Source organism: Paenibacillus sp. WLX2291 (assembly GCF_046603665.1).
Taxonomy (GTDB): Bacteria; Bacillota; Bacilli; order Paenibacillales; family Paenibacillaceae; genus Saccharibacillus.
In genome coordinates this window covers 1683720-1701863 of the sequence record NZ_CP176755.1, presented here as the reverse complement: position 1 = coordinate 1701863, position 18144 = coordinate 1683720, and the positions used below count along the sequence as shown (strand labels likewise).

At 48.1% G+C, this 18144-nt stretch carries 13 protein-coding genes; 2 read left to right on the top strand and 11 right to left on the bottom strand.

Annotation, left to right across the window (positions count from 1 at the left end; translation table 11 throughout):
• Positions 1–96 precede the first annotated feature (96 nt).
• Positions 97–1209 (bottom strand): citrate/2-methylcitrate synthase, encoded by a 1113-nt coding sequence (locus ACDE64_RS07345; protein ID WP_411349524.1) that lies wholly within the window; start codon positions 1207–1209, stop codon positions 97–99.
• A gap of 542 nt (positions 1210–1751) precedes the next feature.
• Positions 1752–2768 (bottom strand): discoidin domain-containing protein, encoded by a 1017-nt coding sequence (locus ACDE64_RS07340; RefSeq protein WP_411349522.1) that lies wholly within the window; start codon positions 2766–2768, stop codon positions 1752–1754.
• Between the two features lie 283 nt (positions 2769–3051).
• Here ACDE64_RS07340 and ytvI point away from each other — a divergent pair, with 283 nt between their 5' ends.
• Positions 3052–4167 carry a sporulation integral membrane protein YtvI gene (ytvI, locus tag ACDE64_RS07335; RefSeq protein WP_411349521.1) on the top strand — a complete coding sequence of 372 codons (1116 nt, stop codon included), beginning with the start codon at positions 3052–3054 and terminating at the stop codon, positions 4165–4167.
• A gap of 148 nt (positions 4168–4315) precedes the next feature.
• On the opposite strand, the gene ACDE64_RS07330 is transcribed toward ytvI, so the two are convergent.
• The 6 genes from ACDE64_RS07330 to ACDE64_RS07305 form a co-directional block, all read right to left on the bottom strand.
• Positions 4316–4708 (bottom strand): FxsA family protein, encoded by a 393-nt coding sequence (locus tag ACDE64_RS07330; RefSeq protein ID WP_411345823.1) that lies wholly within the window; start codon positions 4706–4708, stop codon positions 4316–4318.
• Positions 4709–4724: 16 nt separating this feature from the next.
• Positions 4725–5246, bottom strand: coding sequence for an acyl-CoA thioesterase (locus tag ACDE64_RS07325; RefSeq protein ID WP_411345822.1), 522 nt, complete (start codon positions 5244–5246; stop codon positions 4725–4727).
• 100 nt (positions 5247–5346) lie between these two features.
• Positions 5347–6768, bottom strand: coding sequence for a pyruvate kinase (pyk, locus tag ACDE64_RS07320; protein ID WP_411345821.1), 1422 nt, complete (start codon positions 6766–6768; stop codon positions 5347–5349).
• A 261-nt stretch (positions 6769–7029) separates the two neighbouring features.
• Positions 7030–8139, bottom strand: coding sequence for an acetyl-CoA carboxylase carboxyltransferase subunit alpha (locus ACDE64_RS07315; protein WP_411349520.1), 1110 nt, complete (start codon positions 8137–8139; stop codon positions 7030–7032).
• On the bottom strand, positions 8140–9039 hold the full coding sequence (gene accD / locus ACDE64_RS07310) for an acetyl-CoA carboxylase, carboxyltransferase subunit beta (protein ID WP_411349519.1): 900 nt from the start codon (positions 9037–9039) through the stop codon (positions 8140–8142).
• 263 nt (positions 9040–9302) lie between these two features.
• The gene (locus tag ACDE64_RS07305) at positions 9303–12956 is read right to left on the bottom strand and encodes a DNA polymerase III subunit alpha (protein WP_411349518.1); all 3654 of its coding nucleotides are present in this window, start codon (positions 12954–12956) and stop codon (positions 9303–9305) included.
• A 246-nt stretch (positions 12957–13202) separates the two neighbouring features.
• Here ACDE64_RS07305 and ACDE64_RS07300 point away from each other — a divergent pair, with 246 nt between their 5' ends.
• Entirely contained in the window at positions 13203–15155 is a 1953-nt protein-coding gene (locus ACDE64_RS07300; RefSeq protein WP_411349517.1) for a methyl-accepting chemotaxis protein, read from the top strand.
• A gap of 187 nt (positions 15156–15342) precedes the next feature.
• Here the strand turns inward: ACDE64_RS07300 and ACDE64_RS07295 are convergent, their stop codons facing one another.
• The 3 genes from ACDE64_RS07295 to ACDE64_RS07285 form a co-directional block, all read right to left on the bottom strand.
• Positions 15343–16683 (bottom strand): DRTGG domain-containing protein, encoded by a 1341-nt coding sequence (locus ACDE64_RS07295; RefSeq protein WP_411349516.1) that lies wholly within the window; start codon positions 16681–16683, stop codon positions 15343–15345.
• A 236-nt stretch (positions 16684–16919) separates the two neighbouring features.
• Entirely contained in the window at positions 16920–17270 is a 351-nt protein-coding gene (locus ACDE64_RS07290) for a YlbF family regulator (protein ID WP_411345815.1), read from the bottom strand.
• 137 nt (positions 17271–17407) lie between these two features.
• A complete protein-coding gene (locus tag ACDE64_RS07285) occupies positions 17408–18094 on the bottom strand; it encodes an HAD family hydrolase (protein ID WP_411350247.1) in 687 nt (228 codons plus the stop codon).
• Positions 18095–18144: the final 50 nt, after the last annotated feature.

Sequence of the window (18144 nt, the reverse complement as noted above, 5' to 3'; positions counted from 1 at the left end):
GGTTGTATTTATTTTAGCAGACACTGGAAGATAATGAAAAGTCGGAATTGCTGTCAACCATTTCCGCGATAAAAATGTACTGCAAATGCGGAATGATTAGCGAGACTCGACCGGGCTGTACTGTTGATCGGTTGGACCTACATACTCAGCACGCGGACGAATAATCCGATTGTTCTCATATTGCTCCAAAATGTGAGCAGCCCAACCAGCTACACGGCTGATTGCGAAGATCGGTGTAAACAGATTGCGTGGAATGCCCAGCATCGTGTACATGGATGCAGAGTAGAAATCTACGTTCGGCTTCAATCCTTTGCGCTCATTAATCAACTCTTCGATACGCACGCTCATCTCGTACAGAGTCAGATCATTGTTCTTCTCGCCCAGTTCACGCGACATCTGTTGCAGATGTTTGGCACGTGGATCGCCATTTTTGTAAACGCGGTGACCGAAGCCCATAATTTTGTCTTTGTTGTCCAGCTTTTGTTGAATATAGCTTTCGAGGTTGTCGGGCGAACCGATCTCCTCAAGCATTTTCATAACTGCTTCGTTGGCACCGCCATGCAGTGGACCTTTCAGTGCGCCGATTGCAGACGTAATACCGGAATAGATGTCCGATAGCGTTGCCACCGTAACACGAGCAGCAAATGTCGACGCGTTCAATTCATGGTCAGCGTGCAGCACAAGTGCTTGATCCAGCGCTTTGATCGCTGTTGGTTCCGGTTCCGTGCCGTTCAGCATGTACAGGAAGTTGTGCGCGATGGACACACCTTTCAGCGGTTCAACCGGGTCTTTACCTTCGGCAATACGTCCGATGGCAGCAACGATTGCTGGCAGTTGCGCCTGCAATTTAATCACTTTTTGGTGATTCGCTTCGGTACTCATATCATCGGCTTGCTCATCATACAAAGCAAGCGCCGAGATGGCACTGCGCAGCGCCGCCATCCGGTTCATATCAGATGGATACAGTTTGATTTGTTGAATAAGCGCATCCGGCAGTACTGCATATTTATCCAGATCTTTTTGCAACTGGTCAAGCTCGTTCTGATTCGGCAGCTTACCAAACCAGAGCAAATAGGCGACTTCCTCAAAGCTGGCATTTACAGCCAGATCATCAATATCGTACCCACGGTACGTTAGAACTCCATCGACAATGGAGCTAATGGATGAACTTGCTGCAACAACGCCTTCTAAACCTTTGGTAGCTGTCATGTGATTCTCTCCTTTGCAAAACGACTCTTGAAGTTTGTCTAATTTGTTAATGAAAACATTTACATTTTTAAAAATGTTAAAATTATGAAGATCGTAGTATGCAGGAACTAAGGTATTTTGAGGTTGCTGAACCTTACACCTGTCATTAACCTTCCAAGAACCTTATATTATCATACTTTATTTTGACGGACTTGTGAACAAAAGTGGAGATTGATAGGATATCAAATTGTTTTATCTTTCCGATAAAGATTTTTTTGTAAGCCTTTACAATAGTGCTCGCTCGCTTTTATTCACAAATTCGTCGATACCTCATTGTATACGAATATGCCGAAAATAAAAAGACCGACCCTTTTTATGGAAGGTCGGTCGGTATGTTCGGAAGCGATTTATGCTTTAGGCAAAATCATTTTGGCGAATAATATACAGCAGTTATACTACTATGATATTGCATTCGGTCCGCCTGCAATGAACATGGAGAAGGAATTTTATTTATAAACATACATTAAAGTGTATATACTCTTTGATGTATGTTGGTACTCCTTTTAATATCCCATCATGCCCATTTCGCTAATGCAGATCAGATTGCCGCCATTGTTCTCTAAGAAGCGGATACGATATTGTTTGTACGCAGTCGTATTCGGAATCGTATAGACATTAGCTTTGTCGGTTGTCCAAGTTTTGATTCCAGTTTGACTATCCAATGTCACCCATGCTTTCCCATCATAAGCTTCGAATACCCATGATTTGGGCGCTTGAGCCAATCCATACTGGCTATCATTTTGCTTCATTTGCATCGAATAGGATGTTACGGTTTTGGCGTCAGTAAACTCATAGCTTAACCAGCCTTGGATCTCGCCATTTTTTGTGGAAAATGGATAGCATTTGTTATCAAACGCATGATAAGCTTGTGCATCCCATGATGTATCATAGCTACTGGAACTGGCTTTGCCGTATACATCCTGATTAGCGGTCATCGCATGAATCAGCGAATTGACAGGTGTCACACTGCACTGATCGACAGGTTGATTGATTGGTGTTGGCGCTGGTACAGGAGTTGGCGTAGTTGGCTCGGTGCTATCAGTCTGTGGCGCAGACAGCCATTCCATTCCACCATTGATAATAATCGGTACACTATACAGTGAACTATTAACGAATCCAGAAGCAATCAGCTCGGCATTGCTTGAGCCGCTCGTCGTCAGAATACCTGTAAATGGACGATCTCCACAATTGCTTGTTTGCCCACCAAAGGTAAAATGATACGTGGAAGCATGACCTGCTGCTACTGCTACTCCTGAGCCGGGAATCAGCTCGGATGTCATCCCATTATATGTAGTTCCCGCTGTTACAAAAGAAGTCCCATCTGCTTTTAAAAAATCCAGCTTTACTTTCTGATCGGCATTGCTCAAATTCGTTACATTTAACGATAACTCCACCAGATGCGATTGATCACAAAACGTATTAGCAGGAATGGAAAATACCATCCGTTTCACTGCACTAACAGTATCTGCTGCTTGAACCTGTGAAGGAATGAGCCAGCTGAATAGCATCATCATCATCATTGTAAATCCTGTCATCATTTTCACTCTTTTTGTACACATGGAATGTTCATTTCCCTTCTCTACTTGAATGATAGCAGGCACAGTTAGTCACCTACCAATTTCTTATATCGGAAAATAATCAATAAAATGAATAGGTTTCCTTTTTATAGGATGAATATGCCGTATATATAAAAGATTGCTCACGCAAGCGTCTATTCGTTTCAAAGCGCTACTGTATCGTTTAACTCATTATATGAACCGGGTTACATAACGGTGAGTATGAATAGTAAGGAGAGCGAGCCATTTGAACACAATTATCCGCAACCGGATTTTACGAGGGTTGTGGGTGCTGGTAGCGATTGTTTTGACATGTATTGCCGTTCGTTATCTGTTCCCACTCCTCTATCCGTTGCTGCTTGCCTGGCTGTTTGCGTATGCGATGAACCCGCTGGTGCGGCTATTTCAGAAGCGGCTTCGATTTCCGCGCTGGTTGGCAGTCTCCATTTCGTTGCTCATTTATGTAGGGGGTTTACTTGCACTGCTATCGCTGCTCGTCACGCGACTCGTGCAGGAAACGATTACCTTGATGGAAACATTCAATGAGCATATCGATAGCTGGCGCGAGATGTTTGTCGGCTGGACTCAAAATGACCGCATTCAATCGATCATCGACCAGATCAGTGGCTTTTTGAAGCAAGGACCTGCACAGGGTGCGATTAATGACAATCTGCATCAGACGACGCAAAGTTTGACCAGTATGGTCAGCGGGATTGTCACCAGCATTTTGAATTATTTGCTATCCTTCTTGACGGCACTGCCGAATTTTGCCTGGATTATCGTAGTCGTTGTGCTGTCGGCATTCTTTATTAGCAATAGCTGGGAACGCCATACACGCATGGTATCCGGGTGGTTTCCCGCTGCTATTCGCCAGCCTTCCGTCGCCATCTGGAATGATCTGCAAAAAGCGCTGTTCGGCTATGTAAAAGCACAATTCATTCTCATCTCCATTACAGGCATTATCGTCATTATCGGGCTGTTCATTTTGAATGTACAATCTGCATTATTGATCGGTTTGCTGATTGGGTTGGTTGATCTGCTTCCTTATCTTGGTGTCGGTATTGTGATGGTGCCATGGGCAATCTACAGCTTTATGAGCAACAATCTGGGACTCGGTATCGGTCTGAGTGTGCTGTATATCGTCGTTCTGATTGTTCGTCAGATTATGGAGCCTAAGATTCTCGCCAGCAATGTCGGGCTTGATCCACTCGCAACACTGATCAGTATGTTTGTCGGGCTGAAGTTGTTTGGTGCACTCGGATTGATTATTGGTCCGGTCACGCTTGTATTTGTTGCCGCGTTGAATCGTGCTAACGTCTTTCGTGATCTGCGCAACTATATCGTGAACGGTAGAGTAACTTGATGGATCATAAATATCTTTTAAAAATGGAATCAAGAAATGAAAGCTGCAATATAAAAAGCCTTTTGCCATGCTCAGGACATTGATCCTGTTGCACAGCGAAAGGCTTATTTTCATTATATTCATGCACATCATGAAGTCATACATATTATTACGGACGGTAAATAGTAATCGAGCCTTTTTTCATCCGTTTCTCAATCCATTTGAGCAGCAGATTGCGGTACAGCGGACGTGTGAGCGGGAATACGATAGTAAAGCCAATCACATCCAGCACGAATCCCGGCAATACAAGCATAATGCCGCCGATGAATACACATAATCCATCCAGCATTTTACGTCCCGGTGGCTGGTTGGCGTTAATCAATGCCTTCGTATCCTCCAGCACTTTGCGACCTTCAAATCGCATCATCACTACACCGATCAGCGATGTCAATATGAGTAGAATTAGCGTATTCCAGCCGCCAATCCATTGAATCATTTGCAAAAAAACGTACCATTCCAGGAGTGGCACAATGATGATTAGCGCAGCAATCCATTTCTTCAAGCGGTACCTCTCCTCTCTACACTTGCAAAGACCTTACAAGTGCATCATACAGCGATGGCAATACTTTATCAAGCCGCACTGGCACAAATTCACGACTGACCCACACATGCCGGGTACTTCCACTCGTCAGATGTTTGCCGGGCAGTTCATCGTCAGCAGCAAATACTGGACGCTGGCGTGAAGATGAAGCTTCGCCAACCGATTGCTCATCATGCTCATCCAGCAGATGAATACGGTATTCATAATCAATACGCAGCCGCGAGAAATTAACGATGCGTGTATACACAGCGACCCGATCATCGTATCGTGCCGGGTGTCCGTATGATAACGAAGCATCAACAAGCGGCAGTAGTACACCCGCCTGTTCCATATCGCGATAACGGAAACCGAGATCGCGAATCATCTCCGTGCGCCCCAGCTCAAACCAGTTTAAATAATTCGTATGATAGACAACGCCCATCGGATCGTTCTCCTGATACCGTACACGGAAGGCGATGCCATGCCATGCACTGGGCAGATTCAATTCCAGTTTTGCCATTATAATTCCTCCTTGCCAGACGATGATACGAAAAACAAGCAAAAAAGCAATGGATTCGCTCCACTGCTTTTTTGCTTATGCTATACGCACAACGAAGGGATTATGCTTCGATTTGTGCTACTTTGATCAGGTTCGTGGAACCGGATTCGCCCAGTGGGATACCGGCAGTGATAACAACCAGGTCGCCCTCTTTCAGGAAACCGGAATCTTTACCACCTTGCAGTGCCACTTGGAACAGTTCATCTGTGGAATGCGCTTGTGTACCTTTAACCGGGTGTACGCCCCATGCCAGAGACAGACGACGCATCGTTTGGTCGTTCGTCGTTACAGCGATGATTGGCGCTTGCGGACGATATTTCGCTACTACGCGAGCAGTATGACCGGACTCAGTAGAAGAAATGATTGCTGTTGCATTCAGATCCATCGCACAGCTAGCTACCGATTGGCTGATCGCTTCTGTTACTGTCGTTTGTTGTGCATGGCTTTGTTTCAAGAAGATTTCGCGATAGTTCAGCGCGGATTCTGCTTTTTCAGCGATACGAGCCATAGTCAGTACGGATTCTACTGGGTATTTACCAGCAGCTGTTTCACCGGACAGCATGATTGCGTCAGTACCGTCGAAGATTGCGTTCGCCACGTCACTTGCTTCCGCACGCGTTGGGCGTGGGTTACGTTGCATGGAATCCAGCATTTGTGTAGCCGTGATAACCGGTTTGCCGGCACGGTTACATTTTTCGATCATTTGTTTTTGTACCAGAGGTACTTGCTCAGCCGGGATTTCTACGCCGAGGTCACCACGGGCAACCATCAAACCGTCGGATACTTCCAGGATTTCGTCCAGGTTGTCGACACCTTGTTGGTTTTCGATTTTGGAGATGATTTGTACATGTTTTGCGCCTTTTTGTTCCAGCAGTTCACGGATTTCCAGTACATCGCTTGCTTTACGAACGAAGGAAGCAGCGATAAAGTCTACACCTTGCTCAACACCGAAAATAATGTCGTTAGCATCTTTTTCTGTGATGCCCGGCAGGGAAATGTTCACGCCCGGTACGTTTACGCCTTTGCGACCTTTGATTTGTCCACCGTTGACGATACGGCATTTGATCTCAGTGCCTTGTACCTGTACAACGTTCAGACCAATCAAACCGTCATCGATCAGGATTGTAGAGCCAACTTCAACGTCGCCCGGCAATTCTCTGTACGATACAGTCAGACGATGCTGGTCACCCAGAATCTCTTCGGTAGTCAGCGTGATGTATTCATCCTGAACCAGGTCAATCGGTTCTTCCTTCAGTTTGCCGATGCGGATTTCCGGACCTTTGGTATCCAGCAGGACAGCTACAGTTTTACCCAGTTCCTTGCTGGCTTGTTTGATGTTTTTGATACGGTTGCCGTGCTCTTCAAAGTCACCGTGGGAAAAGTTCAGACGGGCAACGTTCATGCCTGCCATAATCAGTTTTTTCGTGTTTTCCAGGGATTCGCTTGCCGGTCCAATCGTACATACAATCTTAGATTTACGCATAATGTGTTTCCTCCGTTTTCAAGGTCTCTCTATTGTTTGTTTTCCAACATAACCTGTCATCGGACAGATAACAGGCCCCAACAACTAAATGTACTACAAATTCTCCGTTTTGTATACAGGGATGGACATTATTTATCCCGCCGTGCCCTGAAACTGCCTTTGGAGCGGTAGATGTGCACCTGCACAACAGAAAACCGCCCATACCCTTCCCTGCCGGGAGGCATGGACGGCATGATTGACTAGGTGACGATCAATCGATGCTTAGTGAGGCAATGCATCGGTCGAATCGTCGTTATGAAAGGCAGTGGTCACCGGGGATAGCTTCTGCTCGTCTTCCCCTGCCGCCGATACGGAGTCTGCGGCTTGTTCCTTTTGCTGCTCTTGTTGATTGGTTGTACCAAAGTTAGTCGGTACCTGCTTCTCGACAAATTCGCCGATCTTGCGGAATTTCTGGTAACGGTCTTCCACGAGACATGTTGCATCCATACCGGACAATTGACGCAGCTGATTCAATAGCTCGCTGCGAATCGCCGTGCCGGTTGCTTCATAGTCTTTGTGCGCTCCGCCCTGCGGCTCCGGAATAATCGCTTCGATGATCTCCATATCTAGCAGATCGTTTGCCGTAATCTTCATCGCTTCCGCTGCCTGATCGGCTTTGGAGGCATCTTTCCACAGGATGGAAGCGGCACCGTTCGGCGAGATTGCCGAGTAAATGGCGTGCTCCAACATCAGGACGCGGTTACCCACGCCGATTGCCAGTGCACCGCCGCTACCACCTTCGCCAATTACGACGCAGATGACAGGCACACGCAGTTTCGCCATCTCCCACAAGTTGCGGGCGATCGCTTCTGACTGACCGCGCTCCTCTGCTGTATTACCCGGATACGCGCCTTTGGTATCAATAAATGTAATAATCGGACGTCCAAATTTCTCGGCTTGCTTCATCAGACGAATCGATTTGCGGAATCCTTCTGGATGCGGGCTGCCGAAGAAACGAGCGATATTGTCCTTCGTGTCCTTCCCACGCTGCTGTCCGATAATCGTTACCGGCTTGCCATCCAGACGTGCCAGTCCACCAACAATTGCCAGATCGTCGCCATACATGCGGTCGCCGTGCAATTCGATAAAATCGGTAAAGATCAGCGGGATCAGATCCAGCGTTGTTGGACGCTGCTGATTCCGCGCCAGATGCATTTTCTGGGCGGGACTAATATTGGTATAGATTTCACCTTCCATCTGACGATAACGCTCTTCCAGACGGTTGATCTCATCGGTAAAATCGATTTCTTTTTCCTGACCAAACTGTTTCAGCTCGTCGATCTTTTTGCGCAATTCAACGAGAGGCATTTCAAAAGGCATCTCTCCTGCCACTCAAAATCCCCCTTTCCATGTATGATAGTCCAGCAATTCGCCCAGCATGGACTTCATATCTTTACGGTTGACAACCATATCGAGCTGTCCGTGCTCCAGATTGAACTCGGCTGTCTGGAAATTGTCAGGCAGCTTCTGGCGGATCGTCTGCTCAATAACGATACGACCGGCAAAACCGAATAATGCGCCCGGCTCAGCCATAATCACATCGCCCAGCATCGCAAAGCTGGCGGATACGCCACCCATCGTCGGATCGGTAATGACGGATATGTACAGTCCGCCGTTTTCTTGAAAACGTGCCAATGCCGCGCTCGTCTTCGCCATCTGCATGAGGCTGATAATACTCTCCTGCATACGCGCTCCGCCAGAGGTGGAGAACATAATCAGTGGCAAGTTACGCTCATCAGCTGCTTCAATCGCACGGGTGATCTTCTCGCCGACAACCGAACCCATACTACCGCTGAAAAAGTCAAAGCTCATTACAGCCAGAATGACCGGATGACCGTCGATCTCGCCCTGACCGGTAATCACTGCATCGCGCAGACCAGAATTCATCTTCTGCTGCTCCAGCTTTTTGGCATAGCCCGGGAAGTTCAGCGGATCGACAGATTCCATACCCGCGTCAAACTCGGTAAACTTGCCTTCGTCCACGGTCATAACGATACGCTCAATCGCGTTCAATCGCATATGATAACCGCAGTTGCTGCATACCTTCAGGTTTTTTTCCAGTTCCTTGCTGTAATGAATCGTGCCGCATTTGCTGCACTTGTTCATCAGGCCTTCGGGAATTTCACGTTTCGGGCGTTCCTGTGGCTGCTCATCTGATGCGGATTCATTACTCCAGCGCTGTGAAGGAATGGTCGCATATTTTTTTTTCTTCTGGAATAAATCTCTAAACACAACTACACCTCTTCAGACGTATACTTATTCCCCAGTTTATGAATGTGCTTTGTTTTTGATAAATGATACGATCATGATAAAACGGCAGGCCGAAGCCCACATAATGGGATAATGATACCATACCACACTTTTTTGCCGCAACAAAGAAACATCATAAGAAATCGATCCACCGTTCAGAGGTGAGCGGTGGATCGATGGGAGTGTTGATAGGGACAATGGCAGATCGATACTATAAAAATCTTATTTAGGAACGATGTTATTTTTTATTTTACACGTACGGTGCCTTCGCCTAGCATCTGCTCCATTTGCTTGAAGAGGTCGGGAGAAGGCTTGATGCGATAACTGCCGCTCAGATCGAACAGCTTTTGCGATTCTTCATAAAAGAGAATCGTACCGAGCTGACCGGGATGATTGGCGAACAGTTGTTTGAGCTGCTCCAGCTTGCCTGCACGCTGGGCTTCGCTCGTAATTTTGATATAGACGTGCTGCTTCGACGCATCTACGACTGCGGCTGCACTACGCTCGGCAGTTGAAGATGCCGTATTGCGCGATGAGGCGGTTCCGCCGTCTGCTGTCGATGTGCGCGCGATGGAACGCGCCGCGGCGGTTGATGAACCGCTGCTAGTTCCGCTACTGGATGACAGGGACTTTTTGCTGCGTGCAGACTGAATGCGCTGCTTGACCTTTTCCGCCATCTCCACTGTATGATCGGGAGTGAGAGGTATCACTTCTTCTGCCAGCAGCTTGAAGCCCTCGTCTTCCTGTTGCAGACGACCGCGCACAATTAGCAGTACACCTTTGTCAACGAGATCGCGGCATTTGCGCCACGTTTCCGGAAACATCACGACTTCGCACTTCTCAATCTGGTCTTCCATTTCCATAAATGCCATCGCTTTGCCCTGCTTGGTCGTAATTGCTTTGAGTGAAACGACCATACCAGCAACAGCGACCAGACTTTCGTCTTCGGCTTCATGCAGATTCATCAACCGTGACAGACCGGACTGTTCAATTGGCTGCTCATAATCGTCCAGTGGATGACCGGACAAGTATAATCCGAGCAGCTCGCGTTCAAATTCCAGCTGTTCACCCGCGCTAAATGGCGGCACATCCGGGTACGACACTTCCCAGTTCGGCTTCTCGCCCAGATCAAAGTCGAACATCTCAATCTGCAATTCCTCACGCTCTTTGCGCCATTTTGCCGCTTCCTTGATCACTTCATCTAGCATTTGCAGCAGTTGAGCACGATGCCCAGGCAAATTGTCAAAAGCACCTGCTTGAATGAGCGACTCGATGACGCGCTTGTTACACGCCTTCGGATCGACGCGACGGCAAAAGTCGACCAGACTGTCAAACGGACGATCTTCGCGTTCCTTGATCATGCTATTAATCGCCTGCGTACCGACATTCTTGACGGCGCCAAGACCGAAGCGGATATGTCCACCACTGGATACCGATTCATCTGGCACCGGGGTAAAGGTTACACCACTCTGATTAATGTCCGGCGGTAGCACTTCCACCCCCATACGCTGACATTCCAGCACGAATTCTGCCACTCGACGATGTACGCCCATAACGGCGGTCAGCATCGATGCGATAAATTGAACCGGATAATGCGCTTTGAGATAAGCAGTCTGGAATGCCAGCACGCCATAGGCGGTCGCATGCGCACGCGGGAATCCATAATCGGCAAAGCGAACGATCATATCATACACAACATTGGCATCCTGCTCGCTATAATTCTGCTTGAGACTACCTTCCACAAAGTGGGCACGCTCCTGATCCAGCACTTCGCGTTTCTTTTTAGAAACGGCTCGGCGCAGTAGATCGGCTTCCCCAAGTGAGAAGCCCGCCATCAAGGAAGCAATCTGCATAATCTGCTCCTGATACACGATAATCCCATACGTATCTTGCAGAATTGGCTGCAAATCGGGATGCGGATATTCCACCGTAATGCTGCCATGCTTGCCTTCAATATAACGCGGGATAAAGTCCATTGGACCTGGACGATACAGCGCATTGACCGAGACGATATCTTCAAATTCACTCGGTTTCATATCGCGCAGCACACGACGAATTCCCGGCGACTCCAACTGGAATACGCCCATCGTATCGCCCTGACTGAGCATTTTGTAAGTGAGCGCATCATCCATCGGAATTTGGTCAAAATTAATCACTTCACCGGTCTGTTCCTTGATCCAGTCCAAACAGCGTTCGATGATAGATAAGGTGCGCAGTCCGAGAAAGTCCATTTTCAGCATACCGATTGCTTCCAGATTTTCCATCGCATACTGGGTCAGCACGGCATGCTCACTACCTTCTTGCAATGGTACGACATCAGTTAGCGGACCGCTGGAAATGACGACACCTGCGGCATGAGTAGAAGCATGACGCGGCATCCCTTCGACCTTGAGCGCGGTATCGATCAATTCCTTCACCGCTGGCGATTGAGCAGCGCGGTCACGCAGCTCGGACACCTGATCCAGCGCACGCTGAATCGTCACGCCAATCTGCGCCGGAATCAGCTTGGCAGCACGGTCGGTATCAGAATAGGGCACATTGAGTGCTCGTCCAACGTCGCGTACAGCTGCACGGGCAGCCAGCGTTCCGAAGGTGATAATCTGAGCAACCCGATCACGCCCATATTTGGATACAACATAATCAATCATCTCATCACGTCGCAGATCGCTGAAGTCGATATCAATATCCGGCATCGATACGCGATCTGGATTCAGGAAACGTTCAAATAGAAGCTTATATCGAATCGGATCGACATTCGTAATCCGTAGTACATACGCTACCAGACTGCCTGCTGATGAGCCCCTACCCGGTCCGGTCACAATGCCGGTTTCGTGAGCAAACTTCATAAAGTCCCATACAATCAGGAAATAATCGGCAAAGCCCATATTGCCGATCACAGATAATTCGTATTGCAGACGATGCTCCAGCTCGGCACGTTGTTCTGGTACATTCCATAGCTCGCCCTCGCTATAACGCTGCTCCAATCCTTCGCGACATAGCTGTTCCAGATAGCGGGCAGCATCTACCCCTTCCGGCAATGGATGATACGATGGCAACAGCGATTGACCAAGCGGAATATTCAATTGACATTTGTCAGCGATAGCAACCGTGTTGGCAGTCGCTTCCGGCACATGCGGGAATAACGTATCCATCTGCTGACCATTTTTCAGATATAGCTGGTTCGTCGGGATGCGCAGACGACTCTCATCGTCCACCGTTTTGCCAGTGCCGATACAGATCAGCACATCCTGCGTTTTGGCATCGTCCTCGGTGAGATAATGCACATCATTAGTAGCGACGAGTGGCACATCTAATTCACGTGCTAATTGAATGAGCAGCGGATTGACTTTCTTTTGCTCTGCTAGACCGTGATCTTGCAATTCGATATAGAAATCTTCACCGAAAATATCCAGATAACGCTGGGCAGCCTGTTTAGCCTTTTCCGGTTCATTGTTCAGTAGATGCTGCGGAATCTCGCCGCCCAGACAGGCGCTCAGGCAAATAATGCCTTCGTGATATTGTCGCAGCACTTCCCCATCAATACGGGGCTTATAGTGAAAGCCTTCGAGGTGCCCGATTGAGCACAGCTTCATCAGGTTTCGATAACCAGTTTCGTTCTTCGCCAGTAACAGCAGATGATGAATCGGCTGATCTTTGCGCGCAGCCTTCTCACGGCGCGAACCGGCAGTATAGTAGACTTCACAGCCGATAATCGGCTTGATGCCGTGCTGTAAACAAGCTTTGTAAAATGGGATGGCTCCATACATCACGCCATGATCCGTCAGCGCGAGCGAGGTCATGCCATTCTCCGCTGCACGGCTCACTAGATCTTGAATACGCGCAGCCCCGTCGAGCAGACTGTATTCACTATGCACGTGCAAATGTACGAATGGGGTCATACGCTTCCCTGCTTTCTGTAGTCGTATTTCTGAGATTCTATACAGCCATTACCCGCCATTTTGCGGGCATACTCAGCTTTATTATTTTACCATAAATGGTCCATTGATCTGTATGTTCCACGAAAACTTTATACTGAGCCACGACAAATACTGACAATACTTTCTAATGTTTTACTTATTGTCACCGATAAAAAGAATATTGTATGCAAGTTTACACTTGATTAAGTGGAGAGCGGGGACAAAATCATGAAGAGGCAGTTAATACTTGTTGTGTCAATTATCACCATTGTACCATTGTTGGTGTTCGGAGCGTTCAGTCTGATTAGCACAACCCAGAAAATCCAGAACGATGCATATGCCATGAATGAGCAGAACGTCGATCTCGTGCTGCAAAAGGCACAAACACTCGTAAACAGCGAGCTGTCCATGCTGCAACAGCTGGCAACGAACCCGGAGTTTAAACAGTATACGCCTGACCAGCTTCCCCAAACGAAAAATCTGCTCGCTCAAGTAGCTGGTCTGCATCCAGAATTGCAAACGCTTGTATTTAGCGATCAGGATGGTCAGCAGATTGCCAAAAATACTGACGCCGATCTGGATAATGTCAGTGATCGCGATTATTACAAGCAGTTGATCGCCACACAGAAGCCCGTCATCTCCGATGTACTGGTCAGCAAATCATCCGGCAAAAAAATCATTAACATCGTTTACCCTGTGTTTGATGACAGCAACACATTGACGGGCTTTGTACAATGTTCATTGCCGCTAGATACGATGAGCACATATGCCAAGGAATTTTCCACCAATGGGCAAACTGCCTATATTGCCGACCGTACTGGTGTAGTGCTGGCTCACCCTGATACGACACAGCTCGATAGCGATATTCATACAACGACTGCCTTTCAACAAGGATCAGCTGGTAACAGTGGCACACTCATTTATGGAACAGGAGCTACGAAAAAGGTCGTTTCTTATATGAAAGATCCAATTACAGGTTGGACGGTATTCAGCGAGAAGTCATACAGCTTGATTATGCAGGAATATTTCACCTTGCTGTATAGCAGTATCATTATTCTTGTCGTCTCCCTGATTGTTGCGATTGTAGCCGGTTATATATTTGCCGGACGATTAACACGACCGATTATGCAGCTTGTTCAAGCGACCGATTCAGTTGCCAAAGGCGATCTGACGACAACATGGAATATTCGTGCCAAGCATGAAGTAGCGGCGCTATCGCAATCACTTGCCGAGATGACTTCCAGCCTGCGCGAGATTGTCGCCCATGTCAAAGATACGTCGCTGCATCTGGCTTCTTCTTCGGAACAATTAAATGCCAGTTCTACCGAAACGACACACGCGTCGCAGCATATCGCCGAATCGATCCAGCAAATGGCTTCCGGTTCGGAGCGACAGTCCGAGCAGGTGAATCATACTTCGGGTACAGTGTATCAGATGGCTGATGGTATTCAGCATATTGCCGGTAGCGCTCAGCAGGTTGCCGCTACCGCTGCTTTGACCGCAGATAAAGTAACCGAGGGCGACAATGCGCTGCGCTCTGCGAACGATGAGATTGGTAAGCTGCAATCTATTTTCAATGAATTGTCCGGCTCCGTCGGTAATCTGAGCCAGCATTCTCAAACGATTGGCGAGATTGTAACCGCCATTGCTCAGATCGCCAAGCAGACCAATCTGCTGTCTCTCAATGCAGGTATCGAAGCCGCCCGCGCTGGTGAGCATGGCAAAGGCTTCAGCGTCGTTGCCAAGGAAATCCGTAATCTGGCAGACGAAGCATCCTCTTCTGCCAATCAGATTGGCGGCTTGATCCAGAACATTCAGACCGAAATCCAGTCCGTCGTTGGCAAAACGAATGCTGGTGCCAGCGAGGTCAAACAAAGCATCAGCGCTGTGCAAACGGCAGGTGATTCGTTCGGTCGGATTCGTAGCTATGTAAATCAGGTGGTCGATAGTATCCAAAGTGTATCCGACGCATCCTTCACTCTGTCTCATGGTACGAGCCGAGTTATTCAATCGGTCAACGAAATGTCTGGTATTAGCAGTCAAGCCGTTGGCGAGATCGAATCGGTCTCTGCTGCTACCGAGCAGCAATTGGCGACAATGGAAGAGATTTCTTCGTCCGCAGCTGTTTTGTCCAGCGTGGCGCAGGAATTGAAAGGCATGGTTGACCGTTTTAAAGTGTAATCAGACTACACTGTTCAGCAACAGTGCATTGCTATATATACCAAAGAGGCTGCCCGCTTATATCGGTGCAGCCTCTTTGCTGTATACATGTTGGTTCGATATATCGCTTCACCTTACTGTGCGATGTCACTTCTTGGTTCGATATATCGCTTCGCCTTACTGTAGCATGTCACTTCATCGTATACTCTCAGCCATGATCAATCGATTGCAATGTCAGCATCGATTTGGAGACGGGCGCATTTTCGTACAGAATCTCAATCTCGACTTTGTATGTGCGGCGGCTTGCTTCAAGCACGGTCGGACGAATCATAATCGCATCCTCAATTTGAACCGGACGCAGGAAATACGTAGACATATTGTCCAGTACATAATCATGACTGGTAAATAATCGTGCGGTGCGAATCGCTGCTTGAATCATAACCGAGATCAGAATGCCTTCGGAAATGTTACCTAGCTCCGTCGCCATCTGTGGCGTAATGAAGCCATGGAAGACCACGCCACCCTCTTCATCCCGTTCTTCGGCAAATCCGTTCCAGATCAGATAATCGAACGTCTCCATATTGCCTGTATTCGGCTCATGCTGTGCATCACGCATCGCTTGCAGTACTTCACGTCTTGTGACCGTGCCGATCAGCTTGCGGTTCCGGTCAACGATAGGTAGAAAGTCGATACTTTCCCACATCATCGTCTGCGCGGCGGACGCCAGTGACGTTTGCAGCGTTGCGGTAATCGGACGACGCACTAACACCTTTTCAATAGGTTGATCCGGTGGCAATTGCTGAATTTCCTTACGTCCAACAATGCCGATGATCCGATTCCATTCGTCAACTACTGCCAGCCGTTGATAGCCAGTCTTCTCTGCCGTTTCGTGAAAATCATCCGCTGTACTGGATGCCTTCAGTACACCCGGCTTCGGTCTGCCAGCGATAATATCCTCAACTAGCATAATTTTCTTTTTGATCATCCGGTCGAATAAGGCTCGGTTAATCATGGACGCCACGGTAAATGTATCATGACGCGACAAAATAATCGGCAGACCGCGTGCATCCGCAAGCGCTTTGACCTCCGGGCTAGTGCTGAAACCACCGGTAATCAGCACTGCTGCGCCATGCTCCAACGCCAGATGGTGGGCATCCTCTCGGTTACCGACAATAAGCAGACTGCCTGCTTCCACATAACGCATCATCGCATCCAGCTTCATCGCACCGATCGCATACTTCACAAGCGTTTTGTCCAGACCACTGCTGCCGCCCAGTACTTTGCCTTCTACAATGTCCGCTACATCGGCAAATGTCAGTTGATCAGATACACCGCGTGGACGCTTCTCAATCCGTACCGTACCAATCCGCTCGCGTGTAATGACGATGCCCATCGTTTCCGCTTCTTTGACCGCACGATAGGCAGTACCTTCACTAACACCCATCTGCCTTGCCAGCTTGCGTACCGAGATTTTGGAGCCAACTTTGAGCTTTTCGATATGTTGTAACAGCTGCTCATGCTTCGTAATCGAATCATCCTGTTCCTGCAACTGTAGCACCACCTTCCCGTATCTGTATCACTATTGTTGTATTATAGCACAAAAAAGCAGCGCGTCTCCTCCCAATTTGGGATAAGTCGCGCTGCTTCTCTGCTCCGGGCGATATAGTCATCCGAAGTTATAACCAATGATTAGCAATAGCTGGAAGCATTAACTGTTCCTGCTGTGATCCTATCAGTACGAAAGGATGCTGTTATACTCTTATTGCAATGCTGCATTATGACAGATTATTGAGCTGAACCGCCATACAGATGGCTCAAACTGTCAGTGATGATTTTATTAATATCTTCGATGATTGTGCTCAGACGTTGCTCGGCATCAAATAGACGACGAATGTTGAGGTTCAGATTCAGTACCTCGAACAGCTTTTCCATCTGTTCCATTTCTTCCGGGTTCGGCATATCGCCAGACATCATACGTTGTTGTACTTCAATCTGACGCGCACGGAAATCGTCCAGCATGCGTTTGCTTTCCGGGTCGTTGTCGATCAGTTGCATCGCTGCGGTAATATCAGCCACTTCTTTGCTATCGCGAATCGATTGAGACAATTCGTTGGCCTTGTCATAAATGTTTGTCATAAAAAGCCCCACTTTCCGGTGAATCCATCACCGTTGTTTTATACATGCTAACAGCCTGCCCGCAGCTCCAGCCACGGCAGGCCAAAACATATCCATTACAGGGTAACTGATTTGCAGGTCAAAGTAAAACCGTGCCGCTACTCCGCTTTATTAAACACATCCAGCAGTTGTTCAAACGACGTAATGATCACATCCGAGCCATCCAGCTCATGACTGTCACCAAAATCCGCATACCGACAACCGATCACGGTCTGATCATTCTGGCGTCCTGCTTCGACATCGGACGAACGATCGCCGACCATCCATGCACGTTCGATCTGATGCTGTTCCAGCAATAGCTTCACCAGATCAACCTTGGTCGCTGTCTGATACTCACCTGCACTGTAGACACCATCCAGTATATCGTTAAGCTGGTGCACATCCACGATCGCTTTTACATAGCCTTCTAGCCCGTTACTGGCGATAAATAGCTTTACACCGTGACGATGCAGTTCACGCAGTGTCTGCTCCACCTGCGGATACAAACGCGATGTACCTGCCTTCATACGATCAATTTGCAGCTGTTCCAGCAGCTCATTCGCGCGTACAATTGTGCGCTCTCCCACACCGGGCATCACACGCGCCCAGATATCTTCCAGCAGCATACCGAGCGAGCCGAGAATGATCTCTTCTGGCGGTGTCTCGCCTTCGTACAATCCTTCCTGACGCAGCTGTTCAAAGGTGGCATAATAGGCGGGCAGCAGAACGGTTTCCGTTTCAAACAGCGTTCCGTCCATATCAAACATCATCGCTTCTGGCTTGCGTAGTACTGGAAATTCACTCATCATTCGCACTCCTTTTCCATACTTCTATACTATGTATACATGTAGCACAG

Bases quoted from the DNA above. Each gene is read 5' to 3' on its own strand.
- ACDE64_RS07345 (WP_411349524.1), bottom strand. From the start codon at position 1,209: ATGACAGCTACCAAAGGTTTAGAAGGCGTTGTTGCAGCAAGTTCATCC.
- pyk (WP_411345821.1), bottom strand. From the start codon at position 6,768: ATGCGTAAATCTAAGATTGTATGTACGATTGGACCGGCAAGCGAATCC.
- ACDE64_RS07325 (WP_411345822.1), bottom strand. From the start codon at position 5,246: ATGGCAAAACTGGAATTGAATCTGCCCAGTGCATGGCATGGCATCGCC.
- ACDE64_RS07305 (WP_411349518.1), bottom strand. From the start codon at position 12,956: ATGACCCCATTCGTACATTTGCACGTGCATAGTGAATACAGTCTGCTC.
- ACDE64_RS07285 (WP_411350247.1), bottom strand. From the start codon at position 18,094: ATGAGTGAATTTCCAGTACTACGCAAGCCAGAAGCGATGATGTTTGAT.
- ACDE64_RS07300 (WP_411349517.1), top strand. From the start codon at position 13,203: ATGAAGAGGCAGTTAATACTTGTTGTGTCAATTATCACCATTGTACCA.
- ACDE64_RS07340 (WP_411349522.1), bottom strand. From the start codon at position 2,768: ATGATGATGATGATGCTATTCAGCTGGCTCATTCCTTCACAGGTTCAA.
- ACDE64_RS07290 (WP_411345815.1), bottom strand. From the start codon at position 17,270: ATGACAAACATTTATGACAAGGCCAACGAATTGTCTCAATCGATTCGC.